Origin of the sequence: Streptomyces sp. NPDC050759 (assembly GCF_044456945.1) — a bacterium.
Lineage (GTDB): Bacteria > Actinomycetota > Actinomycetes > Streptomycetales > Streptomycetaceae > Streptomyces.
On record NZ_JBITGI010000028.1, the window covers coordinates 41,116 to 56,925 of the forward strand.

At 73.8% G+C, this 15,810-nt stretch carries 10 protein-coding genes; all 10 read left to right on the forward strand.

Annotated elements, in window-relative coordinates; translation table 11 throughout:
• Positions 1-5: 5 nt before the first annotated feature.
• Positions 6-1,040: an AfsA-related hotdog domain-containing protein gene (locus tag ACIBJB_RS44990; RefSeq protein ID WP_398939960.1), complete on the forward strand. Its 1,035-nt coding sequence runs from the start codon at positions 6-8 to the stop codon at positions 1,038-1,040.
• Positions 1,037-1,738: an HAD family hydrolase gene (locus tag ACIBJB_RS44995; RefSeq protein ID WP_398939961.1), complete on the forward strand. Its 702-nt coding sequence runs from the start codon at positions 1,037-1,039 to the stop codon at positions 1,736-1,738. The genes ACIBJB_RS44990 and ACIBJB_RS44995 overlap by 4 nt, the downstream gene beginning before the upstream one ends.
• Positions 1,735-2,001 carry an acyl carrier protein gene (locus ACIBJB_RS45000; RefSeq protein WP_398939962.1) on the forward strand — a complete coding sequence of 89 codons (267 nt, stop codon included), beginning with the start codon at positions 1,735-1,737 and terminating at the stop codon, positions 1,999-2,001. The genes ACIBJB_RS44995 and ACIBJB_RS45000 overlap by 4 nt, the downstream gene beginning before the upstream one ends.
• Positions 1,998-3,233: a beta-ketoacyl-[acyl-carrier-protein] synthase family protein gene (locus tag ACIBJB_RS45005; RefSeq protein ID WP_398939963.1), complete on the forward strand. Its 1,236-nt coding sequence runs from the start codon at positions 1,998-2,000 to the stop codon at positions 3,231-3,233. Before ACIBJB_RS45000 ends, ACIBJB_RS45005 begins: the two co-directional genes overlap by 4 nt.
• A gap of 37 nt (positions 3,234-3,270) precedes the next feature.
• Positions 3,271-3,975, forward strand: a complete 705-nt coding sequence (locus ACIBJB_RS45010) for an SDR family oxidoreductase (RefSeq protein WP_398939964.1) — start codon at positions 3,271-3,273, stop codon at positions 3,973-3,975.
• Positions 3,976-4,009: 34 nt separating this feature from the next.
• A complete protein-coding gene (locus ACIBJB_RS45015; protein WP_398939965.1) occupies positions 4,010-5,533 on the forward strand; it encodes an FAD-dependent monooxygenase in 1,524 nt (507 codons plus the stop codon).
• A 343-nt stretch (positions 5,534-5,876) separates the two neighbouring features.
• Positions 5,877-6,872, forward strand: coding sequence for an aldo/keto reductase (locus ACIBJB_RS45020; protein WP_398939966.1), 996 nt, complete (start codon positions 5,877-5,879; stop codon positions 6,870-6,872).
• A 10-nt stretch (positions 6,873-6,882) separates the two neighbouring features.
• Complete coding sequence (gene fabD / locus ACIBJB_RS45025) at positions 6,883-7,743, forward strand: ACP S-malonyltransferase (protein WP_398939968.1); 861 nt, start codon at positions 6,883-6,885, stop codon at positions 7,741-7,743.
• Between the two features lie 48 nt (positions 7,744-7,791).
• Positions 7,792-14,046: an SDR family NAD(P)-dependent oxidoreductase gene (locus ACIBJB_RS45030; protein WP_398939969.1), complete on the forward strand. Its 6,255-nt coding sequence runs from the start codon at positions 7,792-7,794 to the stop codon at positions 14,044-14,046.
• A gap of 2 nt (positions 14,047-14,048) precedes the next feature.
• Positions 14,049-15,803 (forward strand): type I polyketide synthase, encoded by a 1,755-nt coding sequence (locus ACIBJB_RS45035; RefSeq protein ID WP_398939970.1) that lies wholly within the window; start codon positions 14,049-14,051, stop codon positions 15,801-15,803.
• The last annotated feature ends 7 nt before the right edge of the window (positions 15,804-15,810 follow it).

The window sequence follows — 15,810 nt, forward strand, 5'->3', positions numbered from 1 at the left end:
GACCGATGGAGGACCTCTCCTTCCAGCAAACCGTCGATCGTGTTCTGGTCCATCGGCACGCGGTGAACGAAGTGTTCCTCACCGACCTGGTGCCGATCGACCGCGACACCTGCGTCATCGGCGCTCAACTCCCCCTGTCGCACCCTTATTTCCTCGACCAGCGCGCACCGACGGCACGGTACGACGCGCTGCTGCTGACGGAGTGCTGCCGACAGGCGGGCACCTATGTCGCACACACCCAGTACGGGGTGGCGCGCGACTGGGTGTTCCTGGCCGCCGCCACCTCCATCGAGCTGGAGCGCACCGACGTCCTGGAGGTAGGCGACAGTCCGGGCGAGCTGACTCTCGAGGTGCACTCCCGGCCCTCCTTCCGTGGCGGCCGGCTGCGCAGCGTCCGCACCCGCCTCGACCTGTCGATGGCCGGCGAGCGGATCGGTGTGATGGAGGGCGAGGGGCGCTATCTGGACCGCGAGGAGTACGGGCTGCTGCGCCAGGGCGGCCGCGGCGGGCAGGTGCCGCTGTCCTCGGCCCTCGGCGTGGAGCCGGCAGGGGTGCCGGTCGCTCCCCGTCTGGTGGAGCGGCGCGATCCCCGCAACGTCCTGCTGGTCGATGCCCACGGCACCACGGAGGGCGTGGCCGCCCGGCTGTGGGTCTCCGGCCGGCACGCGACGATCTTCGATCACCCGCTGGACCACTACCCGGCGATGGCCCTGTTGGAGGCGGCCGCGCAGGCCACGACACTCGCGGTACGGCTCGACGGCGCCTCGTCCGGCCGGGCCGACGGCGCCTTTGCGGCCCGGACCGATGGGGCCGACGTACGGATCACCGGACTGGCGGCCGACTACGTCCGCTTCGCCGAGGTCGACGCCGACGTCGACATCACGGCGACGATCACCGAACGGCCCCCGGCCGCCGGCCACGGACCGCTCGCGGCGAACGTGGTGTTCCGGCAGCGGGGCGCCGTCCTCACGGAGATCGCCGTCAGCGCGGAACTCCATGCCACCGACCGCACCCCGGCCCGACAGGCGGTGGCCGCGTGACGACGGTCCACGAACGGCAGGAGCCACCGGTGCGGGCCGTGTGGACCGACTTCGGAGGCGTCTGCACACCACCCGTGGGGGACACCATGCGGGTCTTCAGCGAGCGGGTCGGCGTTCCGCAGGACCTGCTGCAGAAGGCCATCGGACGGGTCACCGAGCATGCCGGTCTGAGCGACTCCATGGAGCTGCTGGACACCCCGCTGATCACGGAGGCCGAGTGGGCACGCCGGGTCGAGGCGGTGCTCGCCGAGGAGTTCGGGATGTCCGCGGACCTCGGCGACCCGGGACAGGCCTGGTTCGGCGGTCGCCCCGCCAACGACGCGTGGGTGGCACACCTGCGGGACCTCAGGGCGCGCGGTGTCTTCGTCGGCCTGCTGTCCAACATGGTCCCGACCTGGGAACGGCACTGGCGGGCCATGGTGCCGCCGGACGGCGTCTTCGACGCGCTGGTCATGTCGTACCAGGTGGGCGTGCGCAAACCCATGCGCGAGATCTTCGACCACGCGGCCGCCGTCGCGGGCGTACCGCCCGAGGCCTGCGTGCTCGTCGACGACCTCCCGGCCAACTGCGCCGGGGCCGTCGCCGCGGGCTGGCGGGCGGTCGAGTTCAGGAACACCCCGAAAGCCGTCGCCGACGTGGCACGGCTGACCGGCTCCGGGCCCGATCCGGCCCATTCCCAGAGAGGTGACGTGCGATGACCGCAGCGAACAACGAGATCGAGCTGTTCGTCCAGGAGATGCTCCGGACGCGTTTCGACGTGCCCGAGGCGAAGCTCACCGAGCAGGCCACCCTCAAGAGCCTCGGGCTCGACTCCCTGGGCGGCGTGGAACTCAGCCTCACCATCAAGAAGAGGTACGGCGTGCAGTTCATCGCCGGTGAGATCGGCGTGGAGTTCACCGTCACCGACGTGGCGGACCTGACCCGCCAGAAGCTGGGCGAGCTCGAAGCGGCGGCCTCGTGACCGGCACCGCGGGCCGGCGCCCCGACGTGGTGGTGACCGGCCTCGGCGCGGTGTCCGCGGCCGGTGTCGGGGTGCCGGAGAACTGGGACCGGGTCTGCGCGGGCGTCTCCACCGCGGCCCCCGACCCCGGTCTGCCCGGTCTGCCGGTGAACATCACCTGCCGCGTCCCCGGTTTCGTGCCCGCCGACGTGGTCGGCGCCCAGGAGGCCCGGCGCACCGACCGGACCACCCAACTGGGCCTGGCCGCCGCCCGGGAGGCGTGCGTCGACGCCGGGTTCGACCCCCTGGACTGGAACGGCGCCCGCGTCGGCATCGTCATGGGCACCTCGATCGGCGCCGCGCACAGCTACGAGGCCGAGCACCTGCGGTACGTCGAGGAGGGCCACGAGTGGGTGTCCCCGTTGTTCGGCGTGACCGCGCCGATGAACCTCCTGGCGGGCTACCTGGCGGCGGCGCTGCACGCGTACGGCCCCAACATGGTCGTCAACACGGCCTGCGCCGCGGGCCCGGCCGCGATCGGCACCGCCCGCCAGCTGCTCCAGGCCAACCTGTGCGACGTCGTGCTGGCCGGCGGCGCGGAGGCTCCCCTGACGGGGCTGGTGATCAGCGGCCTGGTCCAGATGGGCGCGATGTCCCGGCGGACCGACGACCCGGCCGGCGCGTGCCGCCCGTTCGACGCGGGCCGGGACGGCATGGTCCCCGCCGAAGGCGCCGGCGTACTGGTCCTGGAGCGCGCCGAGGACGCCCGGGCGCGCGGTGCGCGGATCCGAGCCGGTGTCGCCGGGTACGGGGCCTCGGCGGACGGCTACCACATGACGGCGCCGGACCCGGAGGGCGTCGGCGCGGAGCGGGCGATCCGCATGGCGCTGGCGGACGCGGGACTCACCGGCGCAGACATCGGGCACGTCAACGCGCACGGCTCGTCGACCCCGCTCAACGACCTGACCGAGAGTCAGGTGATCGACCGGATCTACGGATCACCGGCGGTCACCTCCACCAAGGGCGTGGTGGGGCACGCGCTGGGCGCGGCCGGGGCGCTGGAGTCCGTGTACACGGTCCTCTCGCTGGAGAACGGCCTGGTGCCCCCGACGGCCAACCTTGTCGAGCAGGATCCCGCGATCACCGTCGACGTGGTCTCCGGCAAGCCGCGCGAACTGGCCCTCCAGGCGGCGATGACCCATTCGTTCGGCTTCGGCGGACAGAACGCCGTCGTCACCTTCACCCGGGCGTGAGGCACCGGGTCCTGCCAAGGGAAGGAACCCCCTCTCCATGAGCCGGTCCGTACTGATATCCGGCGGCAACCGCGGAATCGGCCTGGCCGTCGCGCGGGCGTTCGCCGAGGCCGGGGACCGGGTGGCGGTCACCTACCGCTCCGGCACACCCCCCGAGGGTTTCCTCGCCGTGCCCTGCGACGTCACCGACACCAAGAGCGTCGAGGCCGCCTTCGACACCGTCGAGCGGGAGCAGGGAACCGTCGAGGTGCTGGTCGCCAACGCCGGCACCACCCGCGACGGCCTGGTCCTGGCGATGGACGACGACGACTTCCTCGATGTCGTGGACACCAATCTGGCGGGCGCCTTCCGGATGGCCCGCCGCGCCGCCGGCGGCATGCTCGAACAGCGCTGGGGGCGCCTGCTGTTCGTGTCCTCGGCCGTGGCCGCCATGGGCGGCGCCGGACAGGCCAACTACGCGGCCTCCAAGGCCGGGCTCGTCGGCTTCGCCCGGTCCCTGGCCTGGGAGCTGGGCAGCCGCGGCATCACGTCCAACGTGGTGGCCCCGGGGCCCGTCGAGACCGACATGAGCGCCGCCGTCGACCCGGCACGCCTCGAATGGGTGCTCGGCGCCAGCGCCCTGGGGCGGATGGGCGCCCCCGAGGACGTGGCCGCGGTCGTGCGCTTCCTCGCCGGGGACGAGGCCCGTTTCGTGACGGGCGCCGTCGTCCCGGTCAGCGGCGGCTTCGCGATGGGGGCGTGATCCACGTGAGCGTACGAGACCTACGAGGTGAGCTGTGAACGAGAACACCGACGTACTGATCGTCGGGGCGGGCCCCACCGGGCTCACCCTCGCGGCCGGACTGCTGAGCCGGGGCGTGCGGGTGCGCGTCGTCGACCGTGCCGAGCGGGCCAGTCCGCACTCCAAGGCGATCACGCTGTGGCCGCGGTCCTTCGAGGTGTTCGAGGCGCTCGGCATCGGCCGGGAGCTGTACGACCGCAGCGTGAAGCTGGCCGCGACGAACTACTACACCGGCGACCGGCACATCGGCCGGCTGCGCATGCGCCCGCTGGCGGGCACCCGGTTCCCGGTTCCCGTCTCGCTGCCCCAGGTCACGACCGAGGAGGTGCTGCGCGAGGCGGTGGGCCGCCACGGCGGCCGCGTCGAGTTCGGCAGCCGCCTGGAGTCCTTCGACCAGGACGACGACGGCGTCACCGCCCGGCTCGCCGACGGCACGGAGATCAGGGCCGGCTGGCTGGTGGGCTGCGACGGCGCGCACAGCACGGTGCGCGAGGGCGCCGGAGTCTCCTTCGAAGGCGCCACCTACCCGCAGTCCTTCGTCCTGGTCGACGGCGAGTACGACACCGAGTACGCCCACGACGAGTCGTACTACGTCATGGGGCGCACCGGCGTGATCGTGGTGGCCGGTCTGCCCGGCGGGCTCTACCGCTTCTTCGCGAGCGTGCCGCCCGGGGTGGAGGTCCAGGACGCCGAGGCGGCCGTGGCCCGCGCGGTGGCGGAGAACTCCCCGCTGCGGGCGGAATCCGTGAAGGTGGCGGGCAGCGGCGTCTTCCGGATCCACCGCAAACTCGCCGACCGGATGCGGGTGGGCCGCGTGCTGCTGGCCGGGGACGCCGCCCACATCCACAGTCCGGCCGGCGGACTCGGCCTCAACACCGGTGTCCAGGACGCCGGTTCCCTCGCCTGGCGGCTGGCCGCGGTCGTCCGGCGCGGACTGGACGAGGCCGAGCTGGACGCCTGGCAGGAGGAACGGCTCTTCGTCGCGCGCGGGGTCGTCGCGGAGGCCGACCAGCAGACCCGGATGTGGCTGCTCAAGGGCTGGCGCAGATGGCTGCGGGACATCGGCATCACGGTGGGCCTGCGCACCGGCGTGATCGAGCGGGTACTGCCGCGCCGCATGTCCCAGCTGGATCTGGTGCTGCCCGTGCAGGGACCGGCCGCCGGACGGCTGCGGCCCGGTTCCCGTCTCCCCGACGTGCCGGTCACGGGCCGGGGACAGCACCTGTACGACCTGCTGGGCGGCGGACACCTGCTGCTCGCCGCCGGCGAGGAGGGCGTCGGCGCGCTGGCCGGCCTCGGACTGCCGGCCGACGCCGACCCGGAGGTGCTGCGCATCGTCACCGTCCCGGCGCACGGGGCGCAGTCCCTCGGCGTGCCGCGCCGTTCGCTGTGCCTGGTCCGCCCCGACGGCGTCGTCGCCGCCGCGGCCGTTCCGTCCGACCGGGTGGGCGTCGAGGCCCTGCGCGCCCGTCTGCTGGCCCTCGTCGCGCCCGCACCCGCCGAGAGCCGGGCGCGCTGACCCTCCGCCCCATGCCACGCAAGGCGCCCCCGGGAGGCACCGCGCCCCACGCCGGGACGCACGCCCACCCGGACACAGGCCCGCCGGCCACCAGCGCCGCCGGACGCCCACCCGGCACGCGGCAGCCGACACGCACCGCCCGCCTCGAAGCGCACCGCCCCCGGGAGGCACCGCGCCCCCACGCCGGGACGCACGCCCACCCGGACACGGGCCCGCCGGCCACCAGCGCGGCCGGCCGCACGACGCCCACCCGGCACGCGGCAGCCGACACGCACCGCCCGCCTCGAAGCACCGCCCCCGGCCTGCGCAAGGCGCCCCCCGACGCAAGGAGAGAGCACCCACCATGACGACCACACCCCCGTCCCCGGTCCCCCGGGTCCCCCTCGGCGCGCGGCTGGAGGTCTCCGCGATCGGGCTCGGCTGCATGGGTATGGCCGAGTTCTACGGCCCCTCCGACGAGCAGGAGTCCCTCGCCACCATCGAGCGGGCCGTCGACCACGGCGTCGACTTCGTCGACACGGCCCACATGTACGGCGGCGGCCGCAGCGAGGAGATCGTCGGCCGGGCGCTCGCCCGCATCGGCCGCGACCGGGTCACGCTCGCCACCAAGTGCGGCCTGGAGCGCACCGACACGGGTGTGCGGATCGACGGCACCCCCGACCGCATCCGCGCGGCCGTCGACGAGAGCCTCTCCCGCCTCGGCACCGACCACGTCGACCTGCTGTATCTGCACCGGGTCGACCCCGAGGTGCCGGTGGAGGAGTCGATCGGCGCCATGGCCGAGCTGGCCGCCGCGGGCAAGGCGCGGTTGCTGGGAATCTCCGAGGCCGGCGAGGACAGCCTGCGCCGGGCGCACGCCACCCACCCGATGGCGGCGCTCCAGTCGGAGTTCTCGCTGTCCACACGCGAGCCGCAGCGCACCCTCCTGCCGGTCTGCCGGGAACTGGGCATCGGGTTCGTCGCCTGGGGGCCGCTCAGCCGCGGACTGCTGACCGGGAAGCTCCCGGCGACCGAGTTCCCGGGCGACGACATCCGCAGCGTGCTGCCGCGGTTCGGGCGGGACGCCCTGGCCCACAACCTCCGGCTGGCCGACCGGCTCGCCGGGTTCGCCCGGGACCGCGGTCTTACACTCGCCCAGCTGGCCCTGGCGTGGATCATCGCGCAGGGCGCGGTGCCGATCCCCGGCGCGATGAACCGCGGGCAACTGGACGAGAACCGGTCAGCGGCCGACCTCGCCCTGGACGCACCGACCCTGGCCGAACTGGACGAGCTGGCCCCGGAGGGCGCCTTCGCCGGCGACCGCTTCCACGCGCCGATGCTCTCCACGGTGGACCGGTAGGGGGCCCGCGATGCAGGTGATCGGATTTCCCGGCCAGGGCGCGCAGTCCAAGGGCATGGGAAGTGAACTGTTCGCCGAGTACCCCGAGTTGGTGGCGCAGGCCGACGAGGTGCTCGGGTACTCCATCGAGCGGCGCTGCCTGGACGATCCGCGGGGCGAACTGCGCGGCACCCGGTTCGCCCAGCCCGCCCTCTACGTGGTCGAGGCCCTGGCCTGGCTGCGGCACCGGCAGGACCATCCGGAGCCGGACGTGCTGATGGGCCACAGCGTCGGAGAGTACGCGGCCCTCTTCGCGGCCGGTGTCTTCGACTTCGCCACCGGACTGCGGCTGGTACGGCGACGCGGCGAGCTCATGGCAGCCGGCACCCCGGGCACCATGGCCGCGCTGCTGGGCCTCGACCTGCCCGAGGTCAGGGACCTGCTCAACGGCAACGACCTGACCGAGCTCGACGTGGCGCTGCACAACGCGCCGGGCCAGGTGGCGCTCGCCGGGCCGGAGGACGCCGTGGACCGGCTCGTCGACGTGGCGGCCGAGGCCGACGTGAAGTGCGTACGGCTCAATGTGAGCGGGCCCTTCCACTCCCGTTACATGCGACAGGCCGCCCAGGGCTTCGCCGCGGAACTCGCCCGGGTCGAACTCGCCGCACCACGCGTCCCCGTCGTCGCCAATGCCACCGCCCGGCCCCACGAGCCGGGCCGGGTGGCCGACGCGCTCGTCGCCCAGATCACCGAGCCCGTGCTGTGGCGGGAGAGCGTCGAACGCCTCCTCGACGAAGCCGGCCGTGAGTTCACCTTCACCGAACTCGGGCCCGGAACCACCTTGACCGGAATGGTGCAGCGCATCCGCCGGTCCGTCACGGCGCCGCTGTAGCCGCCGTCGTAGGGCCGAACGCACCCACCTGATCACCGGGAGAACCTCGTGACCGACGCACCACACCCCCCGCTCGCCGTGGTCGGCATGGCGGGGCGTTTCCCCTCCGCCCCCGACCTGGACAGTTTCTGGCGGCTCCTCATGGAACGCGGTGACGCCATCCGGCCCGTGCCCGAGGACCGGTGGGACACCTCGCAGCCGCTCGACCCCGAGGTGCCCGTGCAGTCCGTGGGCGGGTTCATCGACGGGGTGCAGGACTTCGACCCCACCTTCTTCGGCATCTCCCCGCGCGAGGCCGCCAGCATCGACCCGCAGCAGCGGCTGATGCTGGAGACCGGCTGGCGGACCCTGGAGGACGCGGGCATCCGGGCCGCCGACCTCGCGGGCTCCCGCACGGGCGTGTACGTCGGCGCGCTCTGGCACGACTACGAGGTGCTGCGCAAGGACCGCGGCGCGCCGGCCACGCAGCACAGCGCCTTCGGCAACGCCAACGACATGATCGCCACCCGGCTCTCCTACTTCCTCGGCCTGCGCGGCCCCAGCCTCACCGTGGAGACGGGCTGCTCGGCGTCCCTCGTCGCCCTGCACCTCGCGGCCCAGGCACTGTGGGCGGGCGAGATCGAGGCGGCGATCGTCGGCGGCACCAACCTGATGCTCGCCCCCGACCTGACGGTGGGCCTCAGCCACTTCGGCGGCCTGTCGAAGACCGGACGCTGCCAGGCGTTCTCCGCGTCGGCCGACGGATACGTGCGCGGCGAGGGCGTCGCGGCCCTGTACGTGAAGACGCTGGACCGCGCCCTGCGCGACGGCGACCGGATCCACGGCGTGATCGCGCACTCCGTGGTGAACAACGACGGCGGCGGCGAGAGCCTGGTCACCCCGGACCCGGCCGGCCAGGAGGACCTGTTGCGGCAGGCCTGGACGAGCGCCGCAGTGTCCCCCGACGAGGTCGCCTACATCGAGGCGCACGGCACCGGTACCGGCCGCGGCGACCCGGTCGAGGCCACCGCCGTCGGCCGCGTCCTCGGCCGGGCCCGCCGACCCGACAGTGGTCCCCTGCCGGTCGGGTCGGTCAAGTCGAACGTCGGTCACCTGGAGGCCACCGCCGGACTCGCCGGCGTCATCAAGGCACTGCTGTCGATGCGGCACGGGGTGGTGCCGCCGAGCCTGCACTCCGAGATCCTCAACCCGGCGATCGACTTCGACGACCTCAACGTCACCGTCGTACGGGAGCCGCTGCCGCTGCCACGCGACACCGAGTACTACATGGGCGTCAGCTCCTTCGGATGGGGCGGCACCAACGCCCACGTCGTCCTGCGCACCCCGCCCGCCGTGCTGCCCGCCGCCGGGGAGCCCGTGCGGCGGGACACGCTGAGCCTGTTCCTGTCCGCACAGGGACGCCAGGCCCTGGCCCACCGGGCCCGTGAGGTGGCGGCGGCGCTGCCCGCGGCCGGCGACCCGTACGGGTTCGCGGGAACCCTCGCCCGGCGACGCGACCACTTCGCCGACCGGGTCGCCGTGGTCGCCGGCGACGCCGGGGAGGCCGCCGAGCTCCTCACCCGTTTCGCCGAGGCCGGACAGGCCGAGGACGCGACCGAGGAGATCCCCGGCCTGGTCACCGGGCGGGCCCGAAAGCCCGGCCGCACCGCCTTCGTCTTCCCCGGCCAGGGCACCCAGTGGGCGGGCATGGCGAGCGAACTGTTCGCCCGTGACGCGGTGTTCGCCGCGACGATCCACCGCTGCGCCGACGCCCTTGCCCCCCACGTCGACTGGGACCTGACCGGCATCGTCTCCGGCGAGGCCGGTGACGGCTGGCTGGAGCGCGTCGACCTGCTCCAGCCGACCCTGTGGGCGGTGTCCGTGGCCCTCGCCGAGGTGTGGCGGGCCGCGGGCGTGGAGCCCGACGTGGTGATCGGCCACAGCCAGGGTGAGGTCGGCGCCGCCACCGTGGCCGGCATCCTCTCCTACGCCGACGCCGCGATGATCGTGGCCCGGCGCAGCTCCCTGGCCCGCCGTACCTCGGGCCGGGGCCTGATGCTCGCCGTCGACCTGGACGTCGCCGGGGCGCTGGCCGCCCTGGAGGGCTTCGAGGAGACCGTTTCGCTCGCCGTCAACAACGGTCCGCGCTCCTGCGTCCTGTCGGGCGAGAAGGAGTCCGTCCTCGTCCTGAAGGAACTCCTGGAGGCGGACGACGTCTTCTGCCGTCTGGTCAACGTCGACTACGCCTCGCACAGCCCGCAGATGGACGAACTGGAGGACGACCTCCGCGCCGCTCTCGCCGAGGTCGCGCCCCGGACCGGCTCCGTCCCGTTGATGTCCACGGTGCGGACGGCCGTCCTGGACGGACCCGAGATGGACGCCTCCTACTGGGTGGACAACCTCCGGCAGCCCGTGGCCTTCGCGGACGCCATGCAGGCGCTCTTCGCCGACGGGGTCACCCACGTCGTCGAGGTCTCCGGCCACCCCGTCCTGGTGCCCGCGCTGGAGGAACTGGCGCAGGCGCAGAGCGACCCCGTGCGCGTCCTGCCCACCCTGCGCCGCCACCAGGGCACCGTCCGCGACCTCGGCACGGCACTGGCCAGGGCCTACGTCACCGGCCTCGAACCGTTCGGCGGCCTGCCCCGCGACTCCCGGGAGGCGGTGCCCGGCTATCCGTGGCAGCGGCGCCGGTACTGGGTGGAGCAGGGCCGTCGGCGAGGCACCCCGAACGGCGGGACGGACTTCGCCCTCACCCCGTCACCGGCGGAACAGGACACCTGGGAGGGCGGCTGGGAACTGGGCCGCGACGACACGCCCTGGCTACGGGACCACCAGGTGTTCGAGGCGGTCGTCCTGCCCGCCACCGCGATGATGGCGTTCGCCCTCGACACGGCCCGCGCCCGCACCGGGGTGACCCCGCGTGTCCTCACCCACGTCGACTTCCGCCAGGACCTCACCTTCGCCGACGCACCGCGCCGTCTCTCCGTGCGCTGGCAGGAGGACACCAAGGACGGCGGCTCGTACACCCTCATGTCGCTCGCGGAGGGCGCGACGAGCTGGGCGACCCACGCGACGTCACGCGTCTCCTACACCGCGCCGCCCGGGAGCCCTGTTCCCGGTTTCCCCGAGCGGCTCACCGACGTGCCACCGGCCGGCGTAGAGGAGTTCTACGCCGCCCAGGCCGCCCGCGGTCTCCGCTACGGCCCGGCGTTCCAGGGACTGCGCTCGCTGCGGGCCGACGGACGCGAGGCGCTGGGCGAGGTGCTGCTGCCGGAGCGGTGCCGCGCCGGAGCCCGCCCGCACGGCCTGCACCCCGCCCTGTGGGACGCGGCCCTCCAGGTCTCCCTCGCCCTGTACCCGCGGGACACCACCGTGGTGCCCAGGTCGGTACGCCGCGTCGAGCTGCTCCAGGACCCCGCCGAACCGGTCACCGCGATCTGGTCCCACGCGGTGAGGCACGAGGACGGCGAGGTCGACCTCCACCTGTACGACAGCGCGCGCCGCCCCCTGCTGACCATGACGGGCCTGGTCATGGAGCCGCTCGCGACCGCCGACGGCGACACCGACGAGACCGGCACGCACACCTACGGGTTCGGCTTCGTCGAGCAGCCATGGGGCGCGGTGGACCCCGCACCCGGCACCTGGGCGGTCGTCGCGGGCACGGCCGACGACGCGGCCCGTGAGCTGAGCCAGGCACTGACCGCCGCGGGCGCCCCCGACCCGCTGCTGATCGACGGGGACGAGACCGCCGAACCCTTTGCGCGACTGCGGGGCGCCGCCGAGCTGGCGGGCGTCGCCTTCCTCGCACCCGTCGGCGACCTCGACGCACAGCGCCGCGGCCTGCTCACGCTCACCGGGCTGGTCCGGGCGTGCGCCGCCCGGCCGGTGCCACCGCGGCTCGCCGTGGTCACCTCGGGCGCGCAGCCGGTCACCGGCGACGACGACGTCGACCCGGGCGCCGCACTGTACTGGGGCTTCGGCAGGGTCCTGCGCCAGGAGCACCCCGAACTGCGCTCCCTCCTGCTCGACGTGGCCCGCGCCGACCAGGGCTGGCAGCAGGAGTGCGTGGCCGAACTGCTCACCGTGGACGACTCCGAGGACCAGGTCGCGGTGCGCGCCGGCCGCCGCCTCACCGGCCGCCTCACCCACGGCGAGCCGGAACCGGCCGCCACCCCGCCGGCCTGGGCCCGTCCCGAACCCGCCCACCACCTGGTGCCGGAACGCCCGGGACTGTGGGAGGGCCTGGTGTTCCGGCCGCTGGTCCGGCGCGCACCGGCCGCCGGCGGGCTGGAGATCGCGGTGACGGCGTCCGCGCTGAACTTCCTCGACGTCATGAAGGCCCTCGGCACCTTCCCCGACCCGCGAGGAGCGGACCTGCTCGGCATCGAGTGCGCGGGCGTCGTCACCCGTGTCGGCGAAGGAGTCACCGACCTGACGGTGGGGCAGCGCGTGATCACCTGTGCCCTGCCCGCGCACGCCTCGCACATCACGGTGCGGGCCGACCACGTGCGGCCGGTGCCCTCCCACTGGAGCGACGAGGAGGCCGTCAGCCTCCCCATCGCCCTGACGACGGCCTGGTACTCGCTGCACGACGTGGCCCGTCTGGAAGCAGGCGAGACCGTCCTGATCCACTCCGCGGCCGGCGGCCTCGGGCTCGCCGCCGTGCAGCTCGCCCGGCTGGCCGGCGCCGAGATCATCGCGACGGCCGGCACCGCGGACAAGCGTGCCCACCTCAGGGAGCTGGGCATCCGCCATGTCTTCGACTCCCGCGGCCTGGACTGGGCCGAGGAGGTGCGCGCCGCGACCGACGGCCGGGGCGTCGACGTCGTCCTCAACTCCCTCGCCGGGGCGGCCATCCCGCTCGGTCTCGACGTACTGGCCGAAGGCGGCCGGTTCGTCGAGGTCGGCAAGCGCGACATCTACGCCGGACACCGGGTCGGCCTCACCGCGTTCAGAAAGGGCATCAGCCTGGCCTCCGTCGACATCGCCGCCATGATGAACCGCAGGCCCGAGCGCTTCGCGCGCCTCCTGCGGGACGTGTGGAGTGTCGTGGCGGCCGGCGACATCGCTCCGCTGCCCGTCGTGCGCTACCCGATGGCGCGGGCCGCCGACGCCATGCGGGCCATGTCCCAGGGCAGTCACATCGGCAAGTTCGTCCTCACCGCGGACCCGGACGTCCCCGTGGAGGTCGCCCCGCAGCCGATGCGGGAGGGCCGTCTGCGCGCCGACGCCACCTATCTGATCACCGGCGGCCTCGGCGGACTGGGCCTGTCCCTCGCCGAGTTCCTGGCCGACCGGGGCGCCGGCGCACTGGTCCTGCTGGGCCGTTCGGCACCCGGCACCGAGGCACAGGCGCGCATCAAGGTCCTCCGCGACAAGGGACTGCGCGTCGACACGCGCCGCGTCGACGTCTCCGACGCCGAAGCCGTCCACCGCACCCTCGAGCATGTGCGGGCCGAACTGCCCGAACTGCGCGGGGTCGTGCACGCCGCCGGGCTCCTCGACGACGCGACCATCCGCACCCTCGACGCCGGACAGCTCGCTCGCGTCCTCGCCCCGAAGGTCGACGGCGCCCGCCACCTCGACGCAGCGACGGAACAGGACCCGCTGGACTTCTTCGTGCTGTTCTCCTCGGTGGCCTCGTTGGTCGGTCTCGCCGGACAGGCCGCCTACAGCGCGGGCAATGCCTACCTGGACGCCCTCGCGGTCCGGCGCAGGCGCCGTGGGCTGCCGGCCCTCAGCGTGCAGTGGGGCCCCTTCTCCGACGTGGGCCTGGCCGCACACGAGGACGCCCGCGGCTCCCGGCTCGCCGAGCGCGGCATGGGCGGACTCGCCACCGACGAGGCGTGGCCCACCCTCGCCCGGTACCTGGACCACGGTCACGAGGTGGCGTCCTACGTACGGCTCGACGTACGCCGGTGGCTCGACTCCTACCCGGACACCGCGGCGAAGGCGAGCTGGAGCATCCTCCTCGCGGAGGGCACGGACAACGCCCGCGGCACGGCCGGGACCGGCCGGTTCACCGCCGAGCTGCTCGGCACCCCCGACGAGGAGCGCCTGCCACTGATCGAGGCACAGGTGCGCGAACTCGCGGGCCGGGTGCTGCGCCTGGAGACCGCGGCCGTCGATCGCGAGGTGCCGTTCAAGGAACTGGGACTCGACTCCCTGCTCAGCCTCGAGTTCCGCAACCGGCTCGAAGGCGTCTTCGCGCTGAAGCTGTCGCCGACCCTGCTGTGGACGTACGGCACCGTACGCGCCCTGTCGGCGGCGCTGGCCGAGCGTCTCGCGCAGGCCGCGGGGCTCACATCAACGGGAACGGAGTGAGCATGCAGGACACGGCCGGCGGGTCCCCCACCCAGGGACCCGCCCCGGCTCGGGGGGCCACCCCCCTGACCCGGGCGATGGAGACGATCAAGCGCCTCAGGGCGGAGCTCGCGGAACGGCGCGGCGACGGCCCGGTCGCCGTCGTCGGCGTCGGACTGCGCCTGCCGGGCGGAATCACCGGACTCAACGCCTACTGGGAGGCGCTGCACGACGGCCGGGACCTGGTGCGCCCGCTGTCCGACGAGCGCAAGAAGCCCTTCGCGGCCCAGTGGGCCGACCTGCCGCACCGCGGCGGCTTCCTCGACGACGTCTTCGGCTTCGACGCCGAGTTCTTCGGCATCCGCGGCCACGAGGCCCGCAGCCTCGACCCGCAGCACCGGATGCTGCTCGAAGTGGCCTGGGAGGCCCTGGAGGACGCCGCGCTGCCCCCGGACCGCCTCTCGACGGCCAAGGTCGGCCTCTACGCGGGCCTGACCAACCACGACTACGAGCACTGGCGCGACGACGACCCCGAGTTCGGCTGGATCCTCGGCAACATGCCCTGCTTCGCGGCCGGCCGGGTCTCCTACACCCTCGGCCTGCGCGGACCCGCCCTGTCCGTGGACACCGCGTGCTCCTCCTCCCTGGTCACCGTGCACCTGGCCCGCCAGGCGCTGGCCAGGGGCGAGTGCGAGGTGGCTCTCGCGGGCGGGGTGAACCTCATCGTCGCCCCCCACATGACCCGGCTGATGTCCCAGTCCGGCCTGCTCGCCCCCGACGGCCTGTGCAAGCCCTTCGACGCCCGCGCGAACGGATTCACCCGCTCGGAGGGGTGCGGGATCGTCGTCCTGAAGCGGCTCGACGACGCGGTCCGGGACGGCGACCGCATCCACGCCGTGATCGAGGGGTCCGCCGTCAACCACGACGGCCGCTCCACCAGCATCAGCGCGCCCAACGTCCTCGCCCAGGCCGAACTGATCAGAGCGGCCCTCGACGACGCCGGGCTCGAACCGGCCGACATCGGTCTGGTGGAGACCCACGGCACCGGCACCGCCCTCGGCGACCCGATCGAGATGGAGGCCATCACCGAGGTACTGGGCCGGCCGACCGCAGGGTCGAAGCTGTGGATCGGCTCGGCCAAGGCGAACCTCGGCCACCTGGAGGCCGCCGCCGGCATCGCGGGCCTGCTCAAGGCGATCCTCAGCCTGCAACACCGCGTCGTGCCGCCCCTGGTGCACTACCGCACCCTCAACCCGCGCATCGACCTCTCCGGCACCGGGATCTCCATGCCCACCGCACCGGAGCCCTGGGAGACCGGGTCGAGCGGCCGCCACGCCGCCGTCAACTCCTTCGGTCTCAGCGGCACCAACGCGCAGGTCATCCTGCGCGCCCCCGACCCCCAGCAGGACCGGCAGGAGGTCCCGGTCGACGGCTTCGAGCTCTCCGCGAAGACCCCCGAGGCACTGCGCGAACTGGCCCACAGCTACCACACCCACCTCGACGCCACCGAGGACGACGCGTACCCGGCCTTCGCCTACACCGCCACGGAAGGCCGCGCCCGCCATCCGCACCAGGCCCGGATCACCGCGCCCGACCGGACGACAGCGCTCACCGCTCTACGCGCACTCGCAGACGGAACAGACAGCCGGGACGAGGACGCCCCGAGCCCCTACCGCCCGCTGCCGCGCCGGGTCGTGGCCCTGCCCGCATACCCCTGGCAGCGCCGCCACTACGCCGTCGACCCACCGACGAGCGACGCGAGCAGCGTCCGCCACTGAACAGGGA

Excerpts from the sequence above, each read along its gene's own strand:
- ACIBJB_RS44990 (WP_398939960.1), top strand. The coding sequence starts at position 6 with ATGGAGGACCTCTCCTTCCAGCAAACCGTCGATCGTGTTCTGGTCCAT.
- ACIBJB_RS45000 (WP_398939962.1), top strand. The coding sequence starts at position 1,735 with ATGACCGCAGCGAACAACGAGATCGAGCTGTTCGTCCAGGAGATGCTC.
- ACIBJB_RS45010 (WP_398939964.1), top strand. The coding sequence starts at position 3,271 with ATGAGCCGGTCCGTACTGATATCCGGCGGCAACCGCGGAATCGGCCTG.
- ACIBJB_RS45020 (WP_398939966.1), top strand. The coding sequence starts at position 5,877 with ATGACGACCACACCCCCGTCCCCGGTCCCCCGGGTCCCCCTCGGCGCG.
- fabD (WP_398939968.1), top strand. The coding sequence starts at position 6,883 with ATGCAGGTGATCGGATTTCCCGGCCAGGGCGCGCAGTCCAAGGGCATG.
- ACIBJB_RS45035 (WP_398939970.1), top strand. The coding sequence starts at position 14,049 with ATGCAGGACACGGCCGGCGGGTCCCCCACCCAGGGACCCGCCCCGGCT.